At 61.5% G+C, this 19950-nt stretch carries 17 protein-coding genes and 3 pseudogenes; 9 read left to right on the forward strand and 11 right to left on the reverse strand.

Annotation, left to right across the window (positions count from 1 at the left end):
* Positions 1-159: 159 nt before the first annotated feature.
* Together J2X43_RS31010 and J2X43_RS00240 are read right to left on the reverse strand one after the other, a co-directional pair.
* A complete protein-coding gene (locus J2X43_RS31010) occupies positions 160-417 on the reverse strand; it encodes a DUF2934 domain-containing protein (protein WP_405049549.1) in 258 nt (85 codons plus the stop codon).
* A gap of 137 nt (positions 418-554) precedes the next feature.
* On the reverse strand, positions 555-767 hold the full coding sequence (locus J2X43_RS00240; protein WP_112387758.1) for an acetyltransferase: 213 nt from the start codon (positions 765-767) through the stop codon (positions 555-557).
* A 108-nt stretch (positions 768-875) separates the two neighbouring features.
* Here J2X43_RS00240 and J2X43_RS00245 point away from each other — a divergent pair, with 108 nt between their 5' ends.
* Positions 876-1220 (forward strand): low affinity iron permease family protein, encoded by a 345-nt coding sequence (locus J2X43_RS00245; protein ID WP_112387757.1) that lies wholly within the window; start codon positions 876-878, stop codon positions 1218-1220.
* 95 nt (positions 1221-1315) lie between these two features.
* Positions 1316-1764 (forward strand): annotated as a pseudogene (locus J2X43_RS00250) (DUF421 domain-containing protein).
* Between the two features lie 118 nt (positions 1765-1882).
* Here the strand turns inward: J2X43_RS00250 and J2X43_RS00255 are convergent.
* Positions 1883-4591, reverse strand: a complete 2709-nt coding sequence (locus J2X43_RS00255; RefSeq protein ID WP_405049561.1) for a response regulator — start codon at positions 4589-4591, stop codon at positions 1883-1885.
* Between the two features lie 93 nt (positions 4592-4684).
* Positions 4685-6286 (reverse strand): annotated as a pseudogene (locus J2X43_RS00260) (sensor histidine kinase); the annotation flags it as partial.
* A gap of 486 nt (positions 6287-6772) precedes the next feature.
* Between J2X43_RS00260 and J2X43_RS00265 the strand changes: the two are divergent.
* From J2X43_RS00265 to J2X43_RS00275, 3 genes are all read left to right on the forward strand, one after another.
* The gene (locus J2X43_RS00265) at positions 6773-7273 is read left to right on the forward strand and encodes a DUF3597 domain-containing protein (protein WP_112540683.1); all 501 of its coding nucleotides are present in this window, start codon (positions 6773-6775) and stop codon (positions 7271-7273) included.
* Positions 7274-7318: 45 nt separating this feature from the next.
* On the forward strand, positions 7319-7822 hold the full coding sequence (locus tag J2X43_RS00270; protein WP_112387750.1) for a ferritin-like domain-containing protein: 504 nt from the start codon (positions 7319-7321) through the stop codon (positions 7820-7822).
* A gap of 74 nt (positions 7823-7896) precedes the next feature.
* Positions 7897-8049, forward strand: coding sequence for a hypothetical protein (locus J2X43_RS00275; protein WP_310291300.1), 153 nt, complete (start codon positions 7897-7899; stop codon positions 8047-8049).
* On the opposite strand, the gene J2X43_RS00280 is transcribed toward J2X43_RS00275, so the two are convergent.
* The gene (locus J2X43_RS00280; RefSeq protein ID WP_310289918.1) at positions 8036-9712 is read right to left on the reverse strand and encodes an IS200/IS605 family accessory protein TnpB-related protein; all 1677 of its coding nucleotides are present in this window, start codon (positions 9710-9712) and stop codon (positions 8036-8038) included. The two genes, J2X43_RS00275 and J2X43_RS00280, sit on opposite strands and share 14 nt — an antisense overlap.
* 379 nt (positions 9713-10091) lie before the next feature.
* The gene (locus J2X43_RS00285) at positions 10092-10631 is read right to left on the reverse strand and encodes a response regulator (RefSeq protein ID WP_310289920.1); all 540 of its coding nucleotides are present in this window, start codon (positions 10629-10631) and stop codon (positions 10092-10094) included.
* A 328-nt stretch (positions 10632-10959) separates the two neighbouring features.
* Between J2X43_RS00285 and glgX the strand changes: the two genes are divergently transcribed.
* Together glgX and J2X43_RS31015 are read left to right on the forward strand one after the other, a co-directional pair.
* A complete protein-coding gene (gene glgX, locus J2X43_RS00290) occupies positions 10960-13044 on the forward strand; it encodes a glycogen debranching protein GlgX (protein WP_310289922.1) in 2085 nt (694 codons plus the stop codon).
* A 285-nt stretch (positions 13045-13329) separates the two neighbouring features.
* A complete protein-coding gene (locus tag J2X43_RS31015) occupies positions 13330-13668 on the forward strand; it encodes a DUF2934 domain-containing protein (protein WP_405049550.1) in 339 nt (112 codons plus the stop codon).
* Positions 13669-14044: 376 nt separating this feature from the next.
* Here the strand turns inward: J2X43_RS31015 and J2X43_RS00300 are convergent, their stop codons facing one another.
* From J2X43_RS00300 to J2X43_RS00320, 5 genes and pseudogenes are all read right to left on the reverse strand, one after another.
* The gene (locus J2X43_RS00300; RefSeq protein ID WP_112387861.1) at positions 14045-14305 is read right to left on the reverse strand and encodes a DUF982 domain-containing protein; all 261 of its coding nucleotides are present in this window, start codon (positions 14303-14305) and stop codon (positions 14045-14047) included.
* A gap of 198 nt (positions 14306-14503) precedes the next feature.
* Positions 14504-14683, reverse strand: a complete 180-nt coding sequence (locus J2X43_RS00305; protein WP_310289925.1) for a hypothetical protein — start codon at positions 14681-14683, stop codon at positions 14504-14506.
* Between the two features lie 60 nt (positions 14684-14743).
* Positions 14744-15103: a response regulator gene (locus J2X43_RS00310; RefSeq protein WP_112387743.1), complete on the reverse strand. Its 360-nt coding sequence runs from the start codon at positions 15101-15103 to the stop codon at positions 14744-14746.
* Between the two features lie 45 nt (positions 15104-15148).
* A pseudogene (locus J2X43_RS00315) lies at positions 15149-16782 on the reverse strand (cache domain-containing protein).
* Between the two features lie 69 nt (positions 16783-16851).
* On the reverse strand, positions 16852-17079 hold the full coding sequence (locus J2X43_RS00320) for a hypothetical protein (RefSeq protein WP_112445239.1): 228 nt from the start codon (positions 17077-17079) through the stop codon (positions 16852-16854).
* Between J2X43_RS00320 and J2X43_RS00325 the strand changes: the two genes are divergently transcribed.
* Together J2X43_RS00325 and J2X43_RS00330 are read left to right on the forward strand one after the other, a co-directional pair.
* The gene (locus tag J2X43_RS00325; protein ID WP_310289932.1) at positions 17078-17323 is read left to right on the forward strand and encodes a DUF6894 family protein; all 246 of its coding nucleotides are present in this window, start codon (positions 17078-17080) and stop codon (positions 17321-17323) included. The two genes, J2X43_RS00320 and J2X43_RS00325, sit on opposite strands and share 2 nt — an antisense overlap.
* A gap of 419 nt (positions 17324-17742) precedes the next feature.
* Entirely contained in the window at positions 17743-19758 is a 2016-nt protein-coding gene (locus J2X43_RS00330) for a DNA cytosine methyltransferase (RefSeq protein WP_310289937.1), read from the forward strand.
* The last annotated feature ends 192 nt before the right edge of the window (positions 19759-19950 follow it).

Consider the following 19950-nt stretch of genomic DNA (forward strand, 5'->3'; position numbering starts at 1 on the left):
TGGGCACGCCTCAAAAACTTCCGCAAGAGCCGAAAATTGGAAAGGCCGGCCCCGAGCTCAAGGAGCAAGATAGACCTCTCGGTCGACTGGCTGGCCGCCCACGACGCCATCCGGCGGCGCAACGGCGACGAGACGATCCGAAGGTCCAATGCAGTTTGACTATTTGTTTTCGGATGCCAACTCGCCGGGCTTGAAACTGCCAGGTTCGTTTGACGAAACAGCGTCGGATCCCGCCTCATCGTCGGCGGATGGAGGAGCCACTCCTTCCGTGTGATCGGATGACCACGTCTGCGTGCCCGTAGACGTACGCTTCAGTTCCGCTTCCGCTTCATGCCAGTGCCGCTCGTGCTGTCCTTCTGGGCGGCCCTCGGCCTCCCATCTGCGGTATGCGGCTTTCCTAATTTCTTCGTCGTCCATCGTCTTTTCCAATCCTGGGGTAGGCGCCGTTAGACCGTCGCGTCTTACCGCTGGCGTCCGCCGTGCGGCGCTTCGCGAACTCCGTGCGATCCGGCCCCGTCGATGCTCCTCCGTCACGCCACCGTCGGTTCCGCGCCTCAGTTGCGCGAATTCAGCAATTCGCGGAGGCGGTTCTTGTCGTTGACGCCGATTTGAAACCAACGCAACAACTCCTTCGCCGCGTCCCGCGCTTCCTGGCAATCCGGCGTGACGGCCCTCGCCTCGCAGAACTCCTTGACGAGACCTTGCACCATCGAGACTTCATCTGGTCCCAGCGGCTGACTGCCTCGACTGTCGAACGCCTGAAACATCGCATCCTCCTTTGCATCAGCATCCACGCATATAAGAGCCTACGCCGATCTGACGACAAAGCAACGACTTCGCGTGGAACCCGCCCCACGTTTGAGCATTTCGGAGGCATGAGATTCTCATTCCTCGTGTTGTCCGAAGCGGTCGTCCGGGTTGCCGGTCACCGGATCACGGTCGCAGCGACATTCCTGCTCGTAACGCTGTGGTGCGCGGCCGGAATGATGTTCGGCCTGCCAACGCAATGGTTCCTGCTTTCGAACATGATCGGCACGAGCGTTGCCCTGTTCGTCCTTTTGATCATGCAGCATTCGCAAAACCGGGACATGGCCGCGCTGCAGGTGAAGGTGGACGAACTGATCAGGTCAAGCGAAGCCGGTAACCACATGATCGGCGTCGAGCGGCTCGAGGCAGAGGAGCTGTCGCGGCTCGCATCGGAGCGTCAGGCCGGGGTTTGACTGCAGACGCAGCAGCCGGGCCTGCGCTCTTTCCTCGTCGGGATTGGAGACGACGTCGACGAGCACTCCACCTTCATACTGCCCTAGGAGCCACCATGGACGCCGCCGTTCGCGGCCTCGCGATCTACTTTACGCTGCTCGTCACATTCGTCTCTCAGGACGGCGCACCCTCGCGCAGATGACGCCCTTCGATCTCGTCATCGTCCTAGTGATATCGGAGACGACGCAGCAGGCCATGCTCGGCGAGGACTTCTCGATCACGAACGCCATCCTGGTGATCCTGACGCTTTTCGTCACCGATATCGGCCTTTCCTACATCAAGCGGTGGTCGCCCAAAGCGGGACATGTGATCGACGGCCTGCCGACCGTGCTGGTGACTGACGGAAGATACGACGAACGAGCGCTTCGCGGCTGTCGACTCGACAAGGAGGACGTCATGGAAGCGGCAAGAGCCCAGGAAGGTATCGAACGTGTCGCCGATATCAAGTTCGCCATACTCGAGGTGAGCCGCAACATCAGCGTGATCCCAAAGAAGGATTCCTGACGCGCCGGAAGATCCCGGCCGCTTTACAGGTCTATTAGGCGCATACCTCAGCCGACTTGCAAAGAAACAGCGGGCGAGCGGTCAAGAAGGTGCTCCCACGACGATTTCACACTTCCAGCTATGTATTGGCCACTTCGAGCAGCGCCCTCGCCAACTCCTCGACGCCGTGAGGCTTCCGCAGAAGCGCCGTCCTGCTCTCATCCTCCAGAACCGGCCCATTGTCCTGACCGGTCGCGAAGATGATCGCGACGTGCGGCCAACGCCGCCGAATCTCGCGGCATAAGTCCTCGCCTGACATTCCGGGAAGGCCGAGATCGGAGATGAGGATGTCGATGGCGCCTCGCTCCAATATCGGCAAGGCGGCTTCGGCGGATTCCGCCTCAAAGACCTCGCATCCCAGCTCCGCCAGCATGTCGGCCTCCGACATCCTGATCAGGTCGTTGTCCTCGACGAGAAGTACGCGGCGCTTGTTCCCGTGCCCTTTAAGCACGGCACTCGCCGAGAGCTGCCGGTCGCCTGCGAATTCGTCCTGGGTCGTATAAGTGTCCCCCGCGGTTTCCTGCATGGAAGCCGCCTTCGTCTGGCGGGAGTTGTTGAGGATGTGTCTGATCTTCCTTGCCATAGCCTCTCGGCTGTACGGCTTCGATAGAAGCTCGACGCCGACGTCGAGCTTTCCGCCGTGGACGATCGAGTTCTCGGTGTAGCCGGACGTGAACAGGACGGCGAGGTCGGGCATCCGCTCCCTCGCCTGCCTTGCCATCTCAGACGACTTCAACGGGCCGGGCATGACGACGTCGGTGAACAGCAGATCGATGGGGATGCCGCTCTCGACAATCGTGAGCGCGGCCGCCGCATCCTTGGCCTTCAGGACGCGGTAGCCCAGGTCCGTCAGCATCGCCACGACCGTCTCGCGAACCTTTTCATCGTCCTCTGCGACGAGAATGGTCTCCGTGCCGCCGACGACCGGGCCATGATCAGCAACGACCGGCATGTCCTCCTGCTGATGACTTCTGGGGAAGTAGATCTTGACCGAGGTTCCCTCACCAATTTCGCTGTAGATCTTCACGTGGCCGCCGGACTGCTTGACGAACCCATGCACCATCGAAAGACCGAGACCCGTTCCCTTGCCCACCGGCTTTGTGGTGAAGAACGGCTCGAACACCCTGGCGACGACTTCCGGCGGCATGCCGGTGCCTGTGTCCGTGAGGGCAAGCATGACGTACTGGCCCGCCTCGACATCGTCGTGCTGCCCGGCGTAGGTGTCGTCGAGGAACGCGTTGCCGACCTCGATCGTCAGTTTCCCCGTGCCTTCCATTGCGTCTCGCGCGTTGATCGCCAGGTTCAGGATTGCATTCTCGACCTGGACGATGTCGACGAACGTATTCCAGAGACCACCGCTTCTAATGATCTCGATCTCGATCGCTTCTCCAAGCGTCCGCTGCAGCATGTTTTCCATGCCGGCGACGAAGCGCCCGATATTGACGACCTTCGGCTCAAGCGGCTGTCTGCGGCCGAAGGACAGAAGCTGGCTTGCGAGCTTCGAGCCGCGGGCGACGCCTTCGAGCGCGTTCGCAACCTTCTTCTGAGCCACCGGACTTCCCGCAACGTCCTTGCCGAGGAGCTGGAGATTGCCCGAGACGACCTGCAGGAGGTTGTTGAAGTCATGAGCGATCCCGCCCGTCAACTGGCCGATGGCCTCCATTTTCTGAGACTGGAGCAGCGCCTGCTCCGCAGTCTTCGCGCGTACCACCGCCTCGTCGATCAGCTCCTGCAGCCGGGCGTTCAACCTTTCGAGCTGCTCTTCGGTCGCCTTGCGCTGCTCGATTTCCTTTTGCGCGGTCTTGAACAGGCGCGCGTTCTCGAAGGCGACTGCCGCCTGCCTGGCGACGGCCTCGACGAGAGCTTCATGATCCTGTGTGAACCGGCCGGTCTCTGCATGACCGAAAAACAGACCGCCCACGACGCTCTTGTCCCCCGCCATCACCGGGAGTGCCAGATAGCTCCGCACTGGGAGGTGGCCCTTCGGCATGCCCCGGTGGGGTTCGTTCTGACCGTAGCGGTGGTCGGCGGTGATGTCGTCGGATCGGACGACGCCCGTGCCTTCGAACGTCGGCGCGAAGACCTTCGTGTTGCGGGGCATTGGAAACTTCGAGAACTCCGAGCGTGGGACGCCGGAGAGGGTGTAGAGCATGTAGCTCTCGCCGTTGTCATCCGTCACGTTGTAGAAGAACGCACCGAACTGGGCGCCCGTTAGCTCCACTCCGGAATCGGTGACTGTCTGCACGAGCTGGTCGAGATCGAGCTCCCCGGCCAGCAGCCCGGCTGTCTTGTTGAGGCTCTCCAGTCGTTCGGCCTGCCGACGAAGACCTATCGTCGCCTCGTGCCGGATCCTTGCGAGCTCGAGATTCGAACGAACGGTCGCTGCCAGTTCGCGGGCGGAGAACGGCTTCACAAGATAGTCGTCGGCACCGGTCTCCAGACCGTCGACGCGTTCCTCTTCGCCCGCGCGGGCGGAGAGCGCGATGACCGCGAGATCGCGAAGCCCCGCATCCTCGCGGATTGCCTTGATGAGGCCGATACCGTCGAGGCGCGGCATCATGATGTCGGTCAGGAGAAGGTCAGGCCGGCTTTCGCGGATGCTGTCGAGGGCTGCCTGGCCGTCCTCCACGACGTCCACCCGATAGCTGCCCGACAAAAGCCTGCGGACGTAGTCACGCATGTCGGCGTTGTCGTCGGCCACGAGAATTCGCGGCGCGCCCTGCGGGGCGGAAGATACGGGTTCTTCGGAGTCCGAACGGACGGAGCCGCCTTCTGGAAGCCATCGCATGGCTTCCTCGACGTAAGCTTGCGCACGCACGGCCGTCGCCCTTGCAGGTTCCTCGACCTTTCGTGGCACCGCGCCAGTACGGTCCAGGGGAATGGAGACGGTGAAGCAAGTTCCCTCGCCCTCGCGGCTCTCGACTTGCACCTCTCCGCCGTGGAACCGGACAAGCTCCTGCACCAGGGCAAGGCCGATGCCGCTGCCCTCGATGGAGCGGCCTCGCGCCCCTTCAACACGGTGGAAGCGCTCGAAGAGCTTCGGCAGTTCCGCAGCGGCTATCCCTGTTCCCGTATCGCGGACGGAAAGGAGCGCCATGCTGCCTCGCTCCGTAAGATCGACGGAGACTTCGCCTTCCAGGGTGAACTTGAAGGCGTTGGAGAGCAAATTAAGGACGATCTTTTCCCACATGTCGCGGTCGACGAGCACAGGCGCCGACAGCGGCCGGCAGTCGACATGAAAGCGGAGCCCAGCCTTGTCCATCGCAGATCGGAAGTTGCTTGCGAGATCGGCCGTGACTCTTGCCAGATCGACGGCCTCCAGGTTCGCCTGCGTCTTGCCTGCTTCGATACGAGAGAAGTCAAGAAGCGAGTTGACAAGCTTGAGCAGCCTTAAACCGTTGCGATGGACGATCTCGACCCTTTCACGCTCGCGCGTTGGCAGGTGCGGATCAGCCAACGCGTCTTCGACCGGTCCGAGCATCAGGGTGAGCGGGGTTCTGAACTCGTGGCTGACGTTGGAGAAGAACGCGGTCTTCGCCCTGTCGATTTCCGCCAGCGTCTCCGCTCTTCGACGCTCCTCCTCGAAGGCGCGCACGTTGGCGATCGCCGTTCCCAGGTGGGCTGCCGCGCGGGCCACAAAGTTCTCGTAGTCGTTGTCCAGAGCGCGCCGGGGGCTGATGCCCGCCACGACGAAGCCGGCTGGCGACCCTCCGTGCGCCGCTCCGCCGAACGGCGCGAGCAGCGCGCGTTCGACAGGTTCGGGCCAAACCCGACTCGGGATCTCGACGCCCACCTGCGCGGAAAGGTTCTCAACGACGAGGGGCCCCTTGTTCCCGAGAAGCAGTTCCACAGGCCAGTTGAAAGACGGCGCCTCCATTCCTGCCGTACCGACGAGTTGCGGCCCGGCATGATCCGAGTGAAGTCGGTACATGAGGAAGAACGGGATGTCGTTTGCATTTGACCCGAGGACTTCGACCGCGGCGCTATAAACCTCGTGCTCCGTCCGGACGCCGGCGACGCGTTCGGCGAGCTCGCGCAGTGTGCGCTCGCGCCGCTCGCCGATGACGCGGAAGGTCGTCTCGACGACCGCGTTGAAGATTCCTTCGACAGCGCCGTTCTCGCCGCGGATGGGGCTGAAGGTGAAGTTGAAGTAGCATTCCTCCGTGTAGCCGTGCCGATGCATGGGCAGGAGCTGGTCCTCCTGCCAAACTCCCTCGCCCGTCGTCTGCACGCTCTCAAAGAGCGGCCCGATCGCGTCCCAGATCTCCGGCCAGACTTCGCGGCCGGCCCGTCCGAGCGCCCACGGATGCTTTTCTCCGGGAATATCGCTCCAGGCGTCGTTGTAAAGGAGCGCCAGTTCCGGGCCCCAGTATATCGCTATCGGGTAATTCGCGCCCAGACAAATGCCGGCGGCAGACCGCAGGCTTTGCGGCCAGGTCTCTGGCGACCCCAGCGGTGTTGTCGACCAGTCAAGCGAACGCATTAGCGCCCCCGCCTCGCCGCCGCCTGATAGGAATATGTCCGCATGTTCCCGGCGGGGTGGATGTTCAGGCGACTGCTGGTTCACGGCTACCTCTGGATACAAGATTCGCTGGCGCGTGTCAGAAACGCTTGTTTAGCGGAACATTTCCATCTTGTCAGCAGGCCGGACGCGGCACGCGTGTGGATCGAAACAGCGGCAATCATAGACAACGCAGGCGGGCATGCGTGGTGGCGCCGGCAGCATTGAACCGGAACGCAGATGACCCGCGTTCATCGTGACATTAGTCGGAACCGCCCCGCGCCGACGCATTTTGTCACTATGCGTCTTCGATATGGAACCGCGGCGCAGCGTCCGCGTTAAACAGGCACTCACGGACACGTGATCGTCGGTGCGCAGCTCACGAATCCTTCCCAGCCCGCTAGTTGAGTACGTACCGCGGATTCTTGACGGATCAAACGCCCCGGCCTGTTCGAAAGGAGGAATTGATTGAGCATCTTCGACCGTATCAAACACGCGATCTTTGGCGAAGCCCACCCTGCGCCCGCGTCCGAATCTTCCAGCCCGTCAGCCCCGTCGGCTTCGGCACCTGCGGCCGCCCCTGGATCTTCAGTGTCTGCATCGCCAGCTCCGGCCACTCCCGCTTCGTCGGCGACCACATCGGCCCCCGCCGCATCGCAGCCAGCAAGCCCGACGACTGCGCCGACATCTTCTTCGGCAGTCATTACTACCTCCGTCGATGTCGAAAGCATTTTGAACGCGGCCGTGAAGAAGTCCGGCCAGAAGCTCGACTGGCGGCACTCCATTGTCGATCTGATGAAGGCGCTTGGCATGGACGCGAGCCTGGACGAGCGGAAGGAGCTGGCCCAGGAACTCGGCTACTCGGGCGACGCTCATGATAGCGCGAAGATGAACATCTTCCTTCACAAGGCACTCATGAAGAAGCTTTCCGAAAACGGCGGCAAGGTGCCGGCCGACCTGCTCGACTGACAGCGAACACTCAGACCTCAACCTCAACCATAATGGAGAGATAAAATGGCGACCACCAAGACACTGGACGATCTGTTCCTCGACACGCTCAAGGACATCTACTTCGCCGAGAAGCAAATACTGAAGGCCCTTCCGAAGATGGCGCGTGCCGCCCAGTCGGAAGAAGGCAAGGCGGGCTTCCTTCAGCATCGCGACGAAACCCAAGGCCAGATCGAACGCCTGGAGCAGGTCTTCGAACTGCTCGGCAAGCCGGCACGCGGCAAGACCTGCGAGGCAATCCAGGGCATCATCTCCGAAGGTGAGGAGATCATCGAGGAGTTCAAGGACTCCCCGGCTCTCGACGCTGGCCTGATTTCTTCGGCGCAGGCGGTAGAGCACTACGAGATCGCCCGCTACGGCACGCTGATCGCATGGGCGAACCAGCTCGGGCTGAAGGACGCCGTTCCGCTTCTCCAGGCGAACCTCGCCGAAGAGGAGGCTACCGACCAGAAGCTCACGAAGCTCGCTCAGGCGTCCGCGAACGCCAAGGGCAAGAGCAAGGCTGCCTGAAGCCGCTGAATTTTCGGGAAGGCCGTCCATGGGGCGGCCTTTTTGATATCTGGCAACTTATCTCGGGGACAACCATGGCAAAGCGTACGACACGGGCTTCGAGCTCGACCTCACAGACCGACACGGTCACCATCCACGACCAGCAGCTTCATCGCGGCGCTGGCGGCGAGCTTCGCCAGATCGCAGAAGACGGCCACGATGTACGGGTATTCGTCACGCATGGTTAAAACACGAATGTTCGACCTGATGACGACTTTCATTGCAGGAACCTTTTCCTGGCACGCGACCAACCCCTGGATCGCGTGACTGAAGCGGCGTCCAGCGGGAACGTCCCGCCTCCGCCGAAGGACCATGAAGCGGTTCTCCGCCTCGCCCGGACGACGTCTTGGGTCGCCATCCGGGTCGGGACCTGCGTCCCGACAATCCTCGCGCTGCAAGCGCCTTCTTCTGATACTCCTTGTTCAGTCCGTTCCACTCCGTCCATACATGCCTCGAACCATTCCTCACGGGTAGGTCAAGGGTGACATGGACAGAGCCGTTCGTCGGCGCCGTGACGGTGCCATCGTCGGAACGGGGCAGTCTCTCAGAGCAGCCCATCGCCCGGCGGGCGATGGTGACGGATGCGGCCTCATGGACGCTCAGGCCGTAGCGCCGAGCAAACTTCACGCGACCGATGATCGAGGTATAGGCGGGATTGACCCGCCGATGGCTGACGCCGCCGCGCAGGCAGGCGGACGCCAGCGCGGCTTCGAAGGCGCTGTAGGCGAACGAAGACAGCATGCGGGCGTAGCGCGCATCGTCGGAATCCTTCAGAGTGGCCTTCTTCCGTGCGAAGTCGAGTTTCTCCGAAACGACCGGCACGCCAAGGCGGTCGGCAAGCGCCGCGATCTGCGCGGCGACCTTCCGGATCGTATCCTTCCCCTGGTCCGACGATCTGCCGTAGGTCACGCATGGGAAGGTAAAGGACTCGACCGGATTGCCGTCGGCGTCGACGAGCGCCGCGGAGACATGGCCCGCATTGAGGTCGACGCCGAGAGCGCCGCAGGAGAAGTCGACCATCGCAGGCTCGATACGGTCGTCGACGGACACGGAAATGCGCCACGACGTGTCGTCGCGGCGGAACTTCAAGGTCACCGGACGCCTTGCGTCGATCGCCTGCTGGATCACCTCGTCGCCATGATTGAAGCATAGCCCTGTGAAGTCGACGCAGTCGACGTCATGCCCGGCGGACTTGAACGACCGGGTCGAAAGGTGCGCCAACGCCTTCGGCAGCCGGAGTTCAAGATCGTAGCGGCCGCCCTTGCGACGCCGAAGCCGCGCAAACTGGTTGCCGCACTCTTTCGAGGCATTGCCGTCGATCGTCATCTGTGCCGAGCGCGACGACTGCCAGTCCTTCCGCCATGCGTCGACGTCGCCATAGCCGTTCTCGGCAAGCGCGAACTGCGCCAAGAACAGCTTGCGCGACCCGAAGCACATCGTCGGATCGGCAGCCTGCCGCTGGGCTTCGGCCTTGCGATGTTCAAGGATTTCGAGACGTCGCCTGTGCTGGTGGAGCGCAGCGCGAAGAGCATGAATGCTACGTCGGATCGCATCCTTGGCCGCCGTCTTCGCGTGCCACTGCTCGAGGTGTTGCTTCAGCACGAAGAGATGCTTCACGCGCATCGAATCCTTCACCGTGGCCAGCGACGCGCGCCACTTGGCGATCTTGCCCTGGAGGACCTGAAGCTCCTCCGGCAGCTTCGATCGCTCGGCTATAGCTTTCGCAAGAGCCTTGTCCTTGCGCATTATGTCGGTGCGCTTGCTGGCAATCTTGCCCGTCAGTTGCTTGACCCGGTCCGACGCGAGCTCCGCGACCGACTTGAGCTTCGCCTGAAGCTGCCGGTAGGCCATGTCGAGATGCGTCGAAGACAGTCCGAGGTGCTGGTAGAACGAAACCTTGAGGTCTCCGGTCCAGACCCGACCGGCCTTCAGCCTGCCGAGCAGGAGGCGCTCCGCACGGCTCATCAACGCGGAATATTGGTCGAGGACGCAGGCGAGCGCAGGGCCGTCGCCCTCGCGCAAGTCCAATCTCGTATCGAATGTCCTGATCAACCGCCGCAGCCTTGAAAACCAATCCTGAGAGAATGGTCCGGGCAAAGCCGATCGGCCGCAAGCGCCTCAGGTAGGAATCTTTTCAGCGGAAGAAAAATTGCGTTTCAACCATTCGTGACGAATAGCCGTTGCTCCGCCGAATGCCGGCGGAGCGCGAAATCGTTAGCGCGGGCGCACGTTATGCTGACTGAGCAATCAGATTGAGTAGTTCGAGGCCGCCTGCCGGCTTCGACACGAAAGCCACTCCGTCTTCGAGGTCGCGGTGCGAGAGCTTTATCAGACCAGATGTAACGATTATCCGCGTGGCTGGCCAGCGGCTGCGTACGGTGGAGACAAGACCAAGACCGTCCATCGATCCGGGCATGTCGATGTCCGTGAAGAGGACGTCGATGTCATTGTTCTTCATCTGAACCATCGCCTCGTCGGCGTTCGCGGCTTCCAAAGTGCGGAAGCCGGCCCGTTCCAGGAAGTCCATCGTATCGAATCTTAGCTGTGGCTCGTCTTCTACGATGAGAACGTTTCCCTCGCCCGCGGACGCAGGCTTGTCTCGTCGCATCTCGATGACTTCCCTGCCGTCGCTGGAGGCGCGTGTCGCTTCCAGGAAGTCGTGCTCCATCGCTGCCTGGCTCCAGTGCTGCTCGTCTTGTCCAAACGGACGCCCCGCCTGCTCCCACAACGCGTAGGCCCGCTTAGCAATCCAGTCGTTCCGATTGTCCACTTCCAGCTCCTTTCGATTTTCACTAACAACTTAAACCGCGACCTCTTGTCAGGACGGATCGCCGCGTACATGGCGTCGCCTTCCTCGGAGTTGAAACGGCGTCAACTCGCAGGATCACGCTGCGCCCAGAACCGGAAAGTTATGCTTCCACCTTCCAAGAGTGGACCAAACGATAGCTGTGTCACGTGGCTTCAATCCTTGGCAGAAATCCCAAACTGCGGAACTTAGTTTCGGTGGTTAGGTTCCGTTTGCTCCATGTTCGAAAAAGTACCGGAACGAAATCGACGCCTCCGAGTTTCCACGGCGCCAAATCTCTCCGAGGACTCACATGAAAACTCCCCACAAAGGTAGACAGGTGCTTGCAGGCGACTGGACGCGTCTTGGCGCGAACTTCGACGGCGACGGCGTTAACTTCGCAATTTTCAGTGCGCACGCCGAGCGCGTCGAGCTCTGCCTCTTCGACGAGACGGGCAAAACCGAAACGGACCGTATCACGCTTCCGGAATTCACCAACGAGATCTGGCACGGCTACGTGCCCGGCCTCAAGCCTAACGCGCTTTACGGCTACCGGGTCCACGGACCGTACGATCCCGAGAACGGCCACCGCTTCAATCCGAACAAGTTGCTTGTAGATCCTTACGCGCGCGAGCTCGTCGGCGATATCGACTGGGGTCAGCCGCAGTTTGCCTACAAGATGGACGCCGAAGACAAGGACTTGTCTTTCGACGAGACGGACAGCGCGCAGTCGATGCCAAAATGCCGGGTGATCGATCCGGCAGGCTACGAATGGAAGAGCGACGCGAAGCCGGGAATTCCTTGGTCCAAAACGATCTTCTATGAGACGCACGTGAAGGGTTTCACGAAACTCCATCCAGCTATTCCGGAGGAACTACGGGGGTCCTTTGAAGGATTGGGACACTCGAAGATCGTCGAATATATCCGCAGCCTGGGCGTAACGTCCGTCGAGCTCCTTCCGATCCACTGGTTTCCGGACGACGCCCATCTCCTCGACAAGGGACTGAAGAACTACTGGGGATACAACTCGCTCGCCTTCTTCGCTCCGGCCTCGCGTTACTATGGACCCAAGGGTATGGACGGCTTTCGCGACATGGTTCGCGCGTTCCATGACGGCGGGATCGAGGTCATTCTCGACGTGGTCTATAACCACACGGCCGAAGGCAACGAACTCGGCCCGACGTTGTCGTTCAAGGGCATAGACAACTTTTCCTACTACCGGACGATGCCCGACCAGCCTCGCTACTACATCAACGACACAGGAACCGGGAACACGGTCAACACCTCCCACCCGCGCGTCCTCCAGATGGTGACTGACAGCCTGCGCTATTGGGCGCAGGAGATGCACGTAGATGGCTTCCGTTTCGATCTGGGCACCATCCTCGGCCGCGAGCCCGAAGGATTCGATCAACGTGGCGGGTTCTTCGACGCCGTCGGACAGGATCCGGTGCTGTCGAAGCTGAAGCTGGTCGGGGAGCCATGGGATATCGGCCCCGGCGGCTACCAGGTCGGCGGCTTTCCGCCAGGCTGGGCCGAGTGGAACGACAAGTACCGCGACACGGTACGCGACTACTGGAAGGACACGGACGGCACCACCGGGGACTTTGCAGCGCGTGTGCTGGGCTCCGGTGACGTATATGATCTCCGCGGCCGCAGACCGTGGGCCGGCGTGAACTTCATAACCGCACATGACGGGTTCACATTGAACGACGTCGTTTCCTACGACGAAAAGCACAACGACGCCAACGGCGAGGACAACAAGGACGGCCACAGCGACAATCGCAGCTACAATTATGGGGTCGAGGGTCCAACGGACGACGAAGGCGTCAACGACGTCCGGGACCGGCAGAAACGGAATTTCCTTTCGACTTTGTTTCTATCGCACGGAACGCCCATGCTGCTGGCCGGAGACGAATTCGGCCGGAGCCAGATGGGCAACAACAACGGCTACTGCCAGGATAGCGAGTTGAGCTGGGTGCATTGGGAGAACCTGCCGGAATCGGCGGATCAACTTCGCCATTTCGTCACGAGGCTTATCGAACTCCGTCAGGGGAATTCCATTCTCCGTCGCGATAGCTGGCGCGACGGCACCACGGTGACCTGGCTGAATCCGGGCGGTGGCGAGCAGACAGAAGAGCAATGGGCCGACCAGGGCAGTACGACAATCGGGCTGCGCCTGACAGCGGAGAGTTCGTCGACGGAGGGCATGACCGACGTGCTCATCTTGTTTAACCCCCACGACGGCGTCGTCGAGTTCAGTTTGCCCGAAGGTCCCGAGGAAGGATGGGTCGCAAAGCTGACGACGGCAGATCCTGCGAGGGAGAGCGAAGAACTCAAGGACGCTCAAACCTACGGGCTGGCCCCGCGCAGTCTTGTGCTGCTGTCGACGGGCGCATGAACCCGTGCCAATCGCGATAGGCGTGATGAGGAAGGCGGGCTCCGCCTTCAGACCGGGGCGCGTTGGCTGAGAATAGATTGTACGGTTTCGGGAACGGTGACTTTCACGAGTTGCGGCCAACGTCACCGCCGCCGCATGGAACAAGAGATGATCGCCGAGGTTCATGGGTATCAGCGATGCGAGAAAACGACCCGCCCCCAGAGCACGAGGGTAACGCTCAAAACAACCGTCGGTCGTCATCGATCGCATGTTAACCGCAAGCAATAGAACACCTGCGAGGACATCATGACTAAAGTACAAGCGTCTTTAGACACACCGAACCAGCATCCGGGCCTGGAGCCACCAATCAACGAGTCGAGCGAGCAGCAAGGCATGGCACCTGCGCCCGACGACATGGATAGGCTGATGCCGATAGGCAATCCCGGCGTGCGCGTTAGTGACAGTCGAACCCTCACCGACGATGAGCGCAATGAATGGATAAGCAAACGCGCGTACTCACTATGGGAGCATGCGGGCCGACCTGAAGGCCGGGACGCCGAACATTGGGAACAAGCGATCTCGGATTACGACGCAAGGGATGGGGCTGCCAACGTCGGATCACCCGAAACTTCCCGCGATACCTAGTCGTCCCATTCAGCGGTTATTCTCTGCCCGCCCGTGTCTTGCATCGCGTAGTGGCGGAAAGCTTATCATCTACCCATGGAGACATATGGATGAATTACATCTGGCTTTTAGTGGTCGCGGGCGGCGCCGGCCTTCTAGGATTCGCGCTAGCCTTCGGAATGATGAAAGAGGACCCGAGGCGGACTGCATTCGCGCTCCTTGGCGCGGCTTTCTTCGCCATCGTTGCGGTCGGAGTTTCCTCACTTGTGACGTCCCTCGCGACAGCGCCGATCCAAGCTGCCGACAGGGCGCATTCCGAAGAAAAGCTTCCCGCTGGTCCGGCGCATACCGAGGAGCTGCCTGGCAAGTGACAGTTCGTTGATCGCTACTGCGGCAGTTAGGCTAAGACCTTCGCGACGATCGCTGCCTCGATAAATGCGCTTCGAGCGAGAGCCGGACTGCCGCGGTTGGTGATCGCGTCCACGCACCGCCTCTTTGCCACGACAAACTCTGGATAGCAATTTGATGGCCAGCGATGAAGAAGTTCTGAGAGCGCCGCGTCTGGACCATCGATCCGCTCGCGGAACCCTTCGCCTGTCCGCACAAAAACGGGATGCTCCCAGATAACGTGAAAGTTGACGTCGATGACCTTCTCCACATCGGACCCCCGTTTTACGCACCGCACTAACAACGCCAACCGCGCAAAGTTCCTCACTTTGGGGCTCGCCAACGCGCGAGACGTCGGGCGGACTGCCTAGTTCCCCAGGGTATCAGTACTACCGAAGCTCCTAGTGTCGAGTGGCAGGTGCTACCGAATTGCGCACTAATGGTCGGCCGGTAGCATTCTAATCGTCCGTCAGGCATTCGCCGTGAGCGCGTCGCGCAACTGCGACTGAGTGAACTGCATTGGACGCCGCATGACGCCTGGATCGGCACCTGAGGAAAGCTCGGCGTACCCGGTCGCGAGAACGTGTCCAACTCCGGGATGGCGTTCGGCGAGCTCGCGGATCAGGTCGGCGCCGAGCAGGCGGGACATGGCATGGGGACGGCTGCCCGGCTCGCGTCGAGCATCGATATGTCTGGCGAAAAAGTCCTGTCAGGCAGCAAGCATATCCTGCATTGTTCGACATAGTCTGGCGAGGTCGTACGGCTTAGAGAAGAAGACGCCGCGGTCTGGGATTTCCGTTTTGGATGGGCGCTGCTTGCCCGACACGACGATGATCTGGATCTGCGTCCAGCGGTCATGAACCGCAGCCGCGAGGCGTAGACCGTTCATCGAGCCGGGCATGTCGATGTCCGTGAATAGCAGCCGGATATCCGGAACCTTTTCGAGAAGCTCAAGGGCCTCGTCTGCGTTGCCCGCTTCGACTGCTTCGAACCCCGCTTGCTCGACCACGTCAACGGCAACCATTCTCACAAATGGTTCGTCTTCCACTACGAGCACTTTATGCGACATAAGTGTTCCTGTCCTCGTCCAGTCGCACCAAACGAGGAAAACAGGTCATGGTTCCTCGTACCCGAAATTAATTTCGAAGTGGAGGCCGTCGGGTCGGTACTCGAAGACAGATCGTGGAGCAGCCGTCGCCGGAAACGCGCGCTCGATCAGGACGCTGCCAAATCCTTTCCTCGTCGGCGCCGTCACCGGCGGCCCGTCAGCTTCCACTCATTGCAGGTCTATCCGTCCGTTCTTGGCAGTCCACGTTATGACGACCGTTCCCTGGTCGACACCGAGACTTCCATATTTGATGGCGTTCGTGGCAAGCTCGTGGATAACGAGCGATAGAGGCAGGGCAACGTCGGCAGACAGGACGACGTCCGGCCCGTCGAACGAAATCCGTCCAGCATCCAAGGCGTGCGCCTTCAAGGTGCCTGCACGACGTCCTTGATCGAGGAGGCCGTTCCTTCCTTTGCGAGAATGAGGTCGTACGTGCCCGCAAGAGCCGTCAAGCGTTCCGAGAACGAACGAAATCGTTCGGGGTCGGAGCGGGCGAACGTCTGGCGGGATATCGCCTGGACAAGCGCGAACCCGTTTTTTACCCGGTGGGCTAGCTCCCGGACGAGTAGCATCCGCTCTTCCTCGGAGCGTTCGGCCTCCGAGCGTCGCGCGTCGAGCTGATCGAGGAGGTCGTCGAGGTCCGCGCCGACGGCGTGGAGTTCGTCGGAAGGATTCATTCCGGTGCGGGCGCCGCTCTCGCCCGCCTTCCAACGGCGCATGACCTCGCCGATACGCGAGATGGGCGCGAGGATGACCCGGTTGCCGACGTAGAAGGACAGGACGAGAGCTGCCAGCGCGCCCCAGGCGATGCCGAGCGCGTTGATGATCGTCGACCTGTTGATGGGGGCGAAGGCTTCGACGGTGGAGAAGCCAGCGCTGACGTACAACGGGCTGCTCGGCAGAGCGGTCGGGCGGTAGCCGAGCACGCGTTCAGTGCCGTCCTGGCTTCGGACTTCCACGACGCCCGGTTGGTCAGCATGGATGAGCTTGAGGAAGCTGTCAGGGATCACCGTTCCGACGAAGCGTTCCGGAAGCGGAACCCGTGCGACGATCGTCCCCTCGCTGTCCGCGAGCGTCACAGCATTGCCAGGCGCGACGCCGCGCTCGGTGATGCGATTCTGGAGCCAGTCGAGGCGGATGCCGCTCACCACGACACCTATGACAGCGTCGCCCTCCAGAAGCGGCATCGCCAGCGGCAGCACCGCCTCGCCTGTCAGCTTGCTCTTGGTATACGTGCCAACGACGAACGCTTTCGTCTCGACCGCCTGGTGGAGGTACTCGCGGTCGGCGAACGTCGTACCAGCCGGGATCTCCATGCTGCCGCACACGGAGCTGCCGTCGGGCCGGAGCACGAAGATGGTACGAATGTTCGGCACGTTTCCAGCCAGCGAGTGCAGAGCCTCGTTGCATGTCGGCGCGTCGAGATGCCGGACGGACGGCATCGACGTCACGGCGAGAAGAAGAGAGCGGAGCCCTTCGACGATGCGGTCGACCTCCGAAGACGCCTGTCTGGCCGCCTGCGCGGCCTGCGCGCGCACTTCCTCGCCGCGTTCCTGTCGGATGGCGTACTCGCCGTAGCCCAGCATTGCGACCACGGGGACAAGCGCTGCAACCGCAACCGCTACAAGCTTGAACTTCATCTGGAATCCCCTTCTCCGGCCTAGTTAGCATGTAGGTTCCGGCCTGAGTAGAGGGAGTAGACGGAACGCTTAGATGAGCCGTCCCCCTGCCAAGCAGTCGATGCGGTCGTACATCTCTCGAAAGAGACCAATCTGCAAATCCAGCGCATTGCGGAGAATGGTGCGACAAGCTTCGCGGACGTCGTCGTCCGCGCCGACGAGGCCCTCCTCCAGACTTTCGATGCCTTGACCGAACGTGATTTTGGTCTCCGGGAACCGCAGCGGTTTCTCGGGGTTAGCGGCCGAGGAGATGAACATGGCCCGCTACTACTTCAACATCAGGCACGGAAACACCGTCCTTGACGATCCCGATGGCACGGAGCTTCCGTCGCTCGACCATGCTCTCGTGGAAGCCGAAGACGGCCTCCGGGAGCTGGTAAGCAGCGCTCTCCTCGCCCGCACGCTCGCGCCAGATGCAGTGGAAATCGTATCCGAAGACGGCAGTCTCCTGTCGCAAGTCACGCTCAGGGATACCTTGGGCGATCTGACGCGGCGCTCGTAAATCAAGCCGCACGCTATTCCTGGCGGAAATGCCGGGTATTCGTCACCAATGGTTGAAAGACGTTTTCACGCGACCTGTGCCCGGACCATTCTTGCAGGGATTGGTTTTTGGAATGTGGCGGTTGATCAGGACATTCGATACGAGATTGGACTTGCGCGAGGGCGACGGCACTGCGCTCGCCTGCGTCCTCGATCAGTATGCCGCATTGATGAGCCGTGCCGAGCGTGTCTTGCTCGGCAGGCTAACGGGTCGGGTCTGGACCGGAGGCCTCAAGGTTTCCGACGTCACTCTTTCGGAGCAAGCTCCGAACATAAAGCCGGCATTTTAACTTTGTAATTTTCTCGCCCTCAACATCTGTATCGTAATGCAACATGCTGACGTGGGACGATCCGCGGCGATACCTGCATTGGGACAGTACTATGAAGCGGTTGCGCTCGCCTGAGGACTTGCTGAAGCACGAAACTGTAGCGAAGGCCAGAGAGGCCATTCGGAAGCTTCAGGAGCAGATCGCCGACAAGTTGCTCAAGATCACGGCTCAGGTTGAGGCGGTGGGCGAACATCTGACCCCACGGGAGACCGTGCACTTCGTTCACGCGGCTTGCGAGCTTGACCTTGCCGACGCGGTCGTGTTCGTGAAGGCTTCGACACGCCTCAAGGGACGCGAGGACCTTCTACGCGAGAAGCGTGTGAGCTTCTCCCTGCTGCGCTCGCTCGCCACGACCGACGACGAGACGCGCTTCGAATCCTTGGCGCGGATGGAGGCGGGCGCCACGCTCGGTTCGAAGGATGTCGCTGCCATCAGAACCGAATTCAGACGGCAGAAGATGTCGTTCTCGGAGATGCAGTCGAAGATCGGGATGCGGCATGCCAAGTCGGCCGCCACGCGCCGCGTGTCCGAATCCTTGAAGCTGATGGACAGACAGGTCGGCGAAGTCCTGACTAAGGTCGACCTGCTGCAGTCGCGGCTCGCGGACGACGTCCGTGTCCAATTGATGGCGGACGCGCGCGCACTTGCCACGGAAGTGCTTCCTCGCTTCGCCGAGCTCTGGGGTCCGCAGCCGTCGTCGCTCGAAGAAGTCCTCGCGCTTCAGAACGGCAGCAACGAGCGCTCCGTCGCCCTCGCCCATCTCGCCCTTGTCCGCGTTGCAGCAGGCGAATTTGGCGGGATCCACGGTTTTGCGCTCGACAATACCAACGAATTCACCCGCGTCCACACGGCCCTGATCGACTGCTTGCAAAACGTCACCAGCGCGAAGCCTCCTCTCGACTTCGACACGCCCGTCTCCAGGAAGAACCTCGCCAGCGTGCCGAGACCCCTTCTTTCCGTAGTCGAGCTGTGCGCCGGCGCAGGGGGTCTCGCGATCGGCTTAGAGAGGGCCGGCTACCACCCGCTCGCGCTCGTCGAGTTCGACAAGAACGCCGCCGCGACGCTCCGGAAGAACAGACCGTTCTGGCCGGTCGTCGAGGCCGACATGCGGACAGTCGACTTCAAGCCGTATAGGTCGGAAGGCGTCGACCTTCTCGTCGGCGGTCTGCCCTGTCAGCCCTATTCCATCGAAGGCCAAGGCCTCGGCGGGGATGATCCTCGCGACCTCCTTATGGAAGGCGCCCGCGCCGTAGACGAGATGAGACCTCGGGCGTTCGCGTTTGAAAACGTATTCGGCCTCCTGAATGCAAGGCACGCCGCCCATCTCGGCGACTTCATGAAGAAGCTGCGAAAATCGGGATACGCCGTCCAGATCATCCGGATGCAGGCCGAGGACTACGGCGTGCCTCAGGAACGGACGCGTATCCTCATTGTCGGGATGAGCAGGTCCGCGATGGGCGCCTTCCGAGCTCCGCCGAAGTTACCCGAGTGGCGCACGAACATGGGCGACGCCCTGATAGATCTCATGAGCGAAAACGGCTGGGCGGGTGCGCCGGCCTGGGCGGAAGCGCTGAGGACTCAGATCGTCGAAAGAAACGGAGTTCTTCATCGCGGCGCAACCGCGTCGACCGTCGTCGGCCGAAAAGGCGGCAGCCGGGACAAGGAGAAGGCACGCTGGGCGGCGAAGGGAATCGACATCCGCAACGTCGCCGACGCCGCGCCGACACAGGAGGAAGCCGATGCGGCCGGCGCCGACTTCCTGCCTTCCTTGACTATTAGGATGCGTGCCAGGCTGCAGGCGTTTCCGGACTACTGGTCGTTCGTCGGCGGCAAGGACTCGGCGGCTCGCCAGGTGGGTAATGCGGTGCCGCCGCCGATCGGACTGGCGATCGGCCTCGCCGTCCGCTCGGCTCTGACGGGAGCTGCCTTCGACTACGCGACCCTGCTACGTCCAGGCGCGGTACACCCGCCGGAAGAGAGCGCGCGGGAGCTTACCTGGGCGCCGTCACTGGTGCCAGACCTCGACGCCGAAGATGCCCGACGTCGCCAGATGGATCCGGCGGTCTAAAACCCGATCATTAGGGCGGCTTCAGGGTTCGTTCGCTAGCTCATGGATGCGATGCTCGCGTTCTGATTCGACGGGGCTACGGGATGCCCACAGTCTCGCGACTCTCGCGTCCGTGAGCTTCGGTGCAGGAAGCGACATCCTCGGAGGCGATCGTACTTGCCAAGTTAAGAGTGAGCCGCCTTGAAAGGCTTA

The sequence above is a fragment of the Rhizobium sp. BE258 genome, assembly GCF_031457345.1.
Lineage (GTDB): Bacteria > Pseudomonadota > Alphaproteobacteria > Rhizobiales > Rhizobiaceae > Rhizobium.

What these genes read in the sequence shown, in the direction of transcription:
- J2X43_RS00310 (WP_112387743.1), bottom strand. Translation starts at nt 15,103, where the DNA reads ATGTCGCATAAAGTGCTCGTAGTGGAAGACGAACCATTTGTGAGAATG.
- J2X43_RS00330 (WP_310289937.1), top strand. Translation starts at nt 17,743, where the DNA reads ATGAAGCGGTTGCGCTCGCCTGAGGACTTGCTGAAGCACGAAACTGTA.
- J2X43_RS31010 (WP_405049549.1), bottom strand. Translation starts at nt 417, where the DNA reads ATGGACGACGAAGAAATTAGGAAAGCCGCATACCGCAGATGGGAGGCC.
- J2X43_RS00320 (WP_112445239.1), bottom strand. Translation starts at nt 17,079, where the DNA reads ATGTTCATCTCCTCGGCCGCTAACCCCGAGAAACCGCTGCGGTTCCCG.
- J2X43_RS00245 (WP_112387757.1), top strand. Translation starts at nt 876, where the DNA reads ATGAGATTCTCATTCCTCGTGTTGTCCGAAGCGGTCGTCCGGGTTGCC.
- J2X43_RS00305 (WP_310289925.1), bottom strand. Translation starts at nt 14,683, where the DNA reads ATGTCCCGCCTGCTCGGCGCCGACCTGATCCGCGAGCTCGCCGAACGC.
- J2X43_RS00240 (WP_112387758.1), bottom strand. Translation starts at nt 767, where the DNA reads ATGTTTCAGGCGTTCGACAGTCGAGGCAGTCAGCCGCTGGGACCAGAT.
- J2X43_RS00280 (WP_310289918.1), bottom strand. Translation starts at nt 9,712, where the DNA reads ATGGCCTACCGGCAGCTTCAGGCGAAGCTCAAGTCGGTCGCGGAGCTC.
- J2X43_RS31015 (WP_405049550.1), top strand. Translation starts at nt 13,330, where the DNA reads ATGACTAAAGTACAAGCGTCTTTAGACACACCGAACCAGCATCCGGGC.
- J2X43_RS00275 (WP_310291300.1), top strand. Translation starts at nt 7,897, where the DNA reads ATGGCAAAGCGTACGACACGGGCTTCGAGCTCGACCTCACAGACCGAC.
- J2X43_RS00270 (WP_112387750.1), top strand. Translation starts at nt 7,319, where the DNA reads ATGGCGACCACCAAGACACTGGACGATCTGTTCCTCGACACGCTCAAG.
- J2X43_RS00325 (WP_310289932.1), top strand. Translation starts at nt 17,078, where the DNA reads ATGGCCCGCTACTACTTCAACATCAGGCACGGAAACACCGTCCTTGAC.
- glgX (WP_310289922.1), top strand. Translation starts at nt 10,960, where the DNA reads ATGAAAACTCCCCACAAAGGTAGACAGGTGCTTGCAGGCGACTGGACG.
- J2X43_RS00255 (WP_405049561.1), bottom strand. Translation starts at nt 4,591, where the DNA reads ATGCGATGGCTTCCAGAAGGCGGCTCCGTCCGTTCGGACTCCGAAGAA.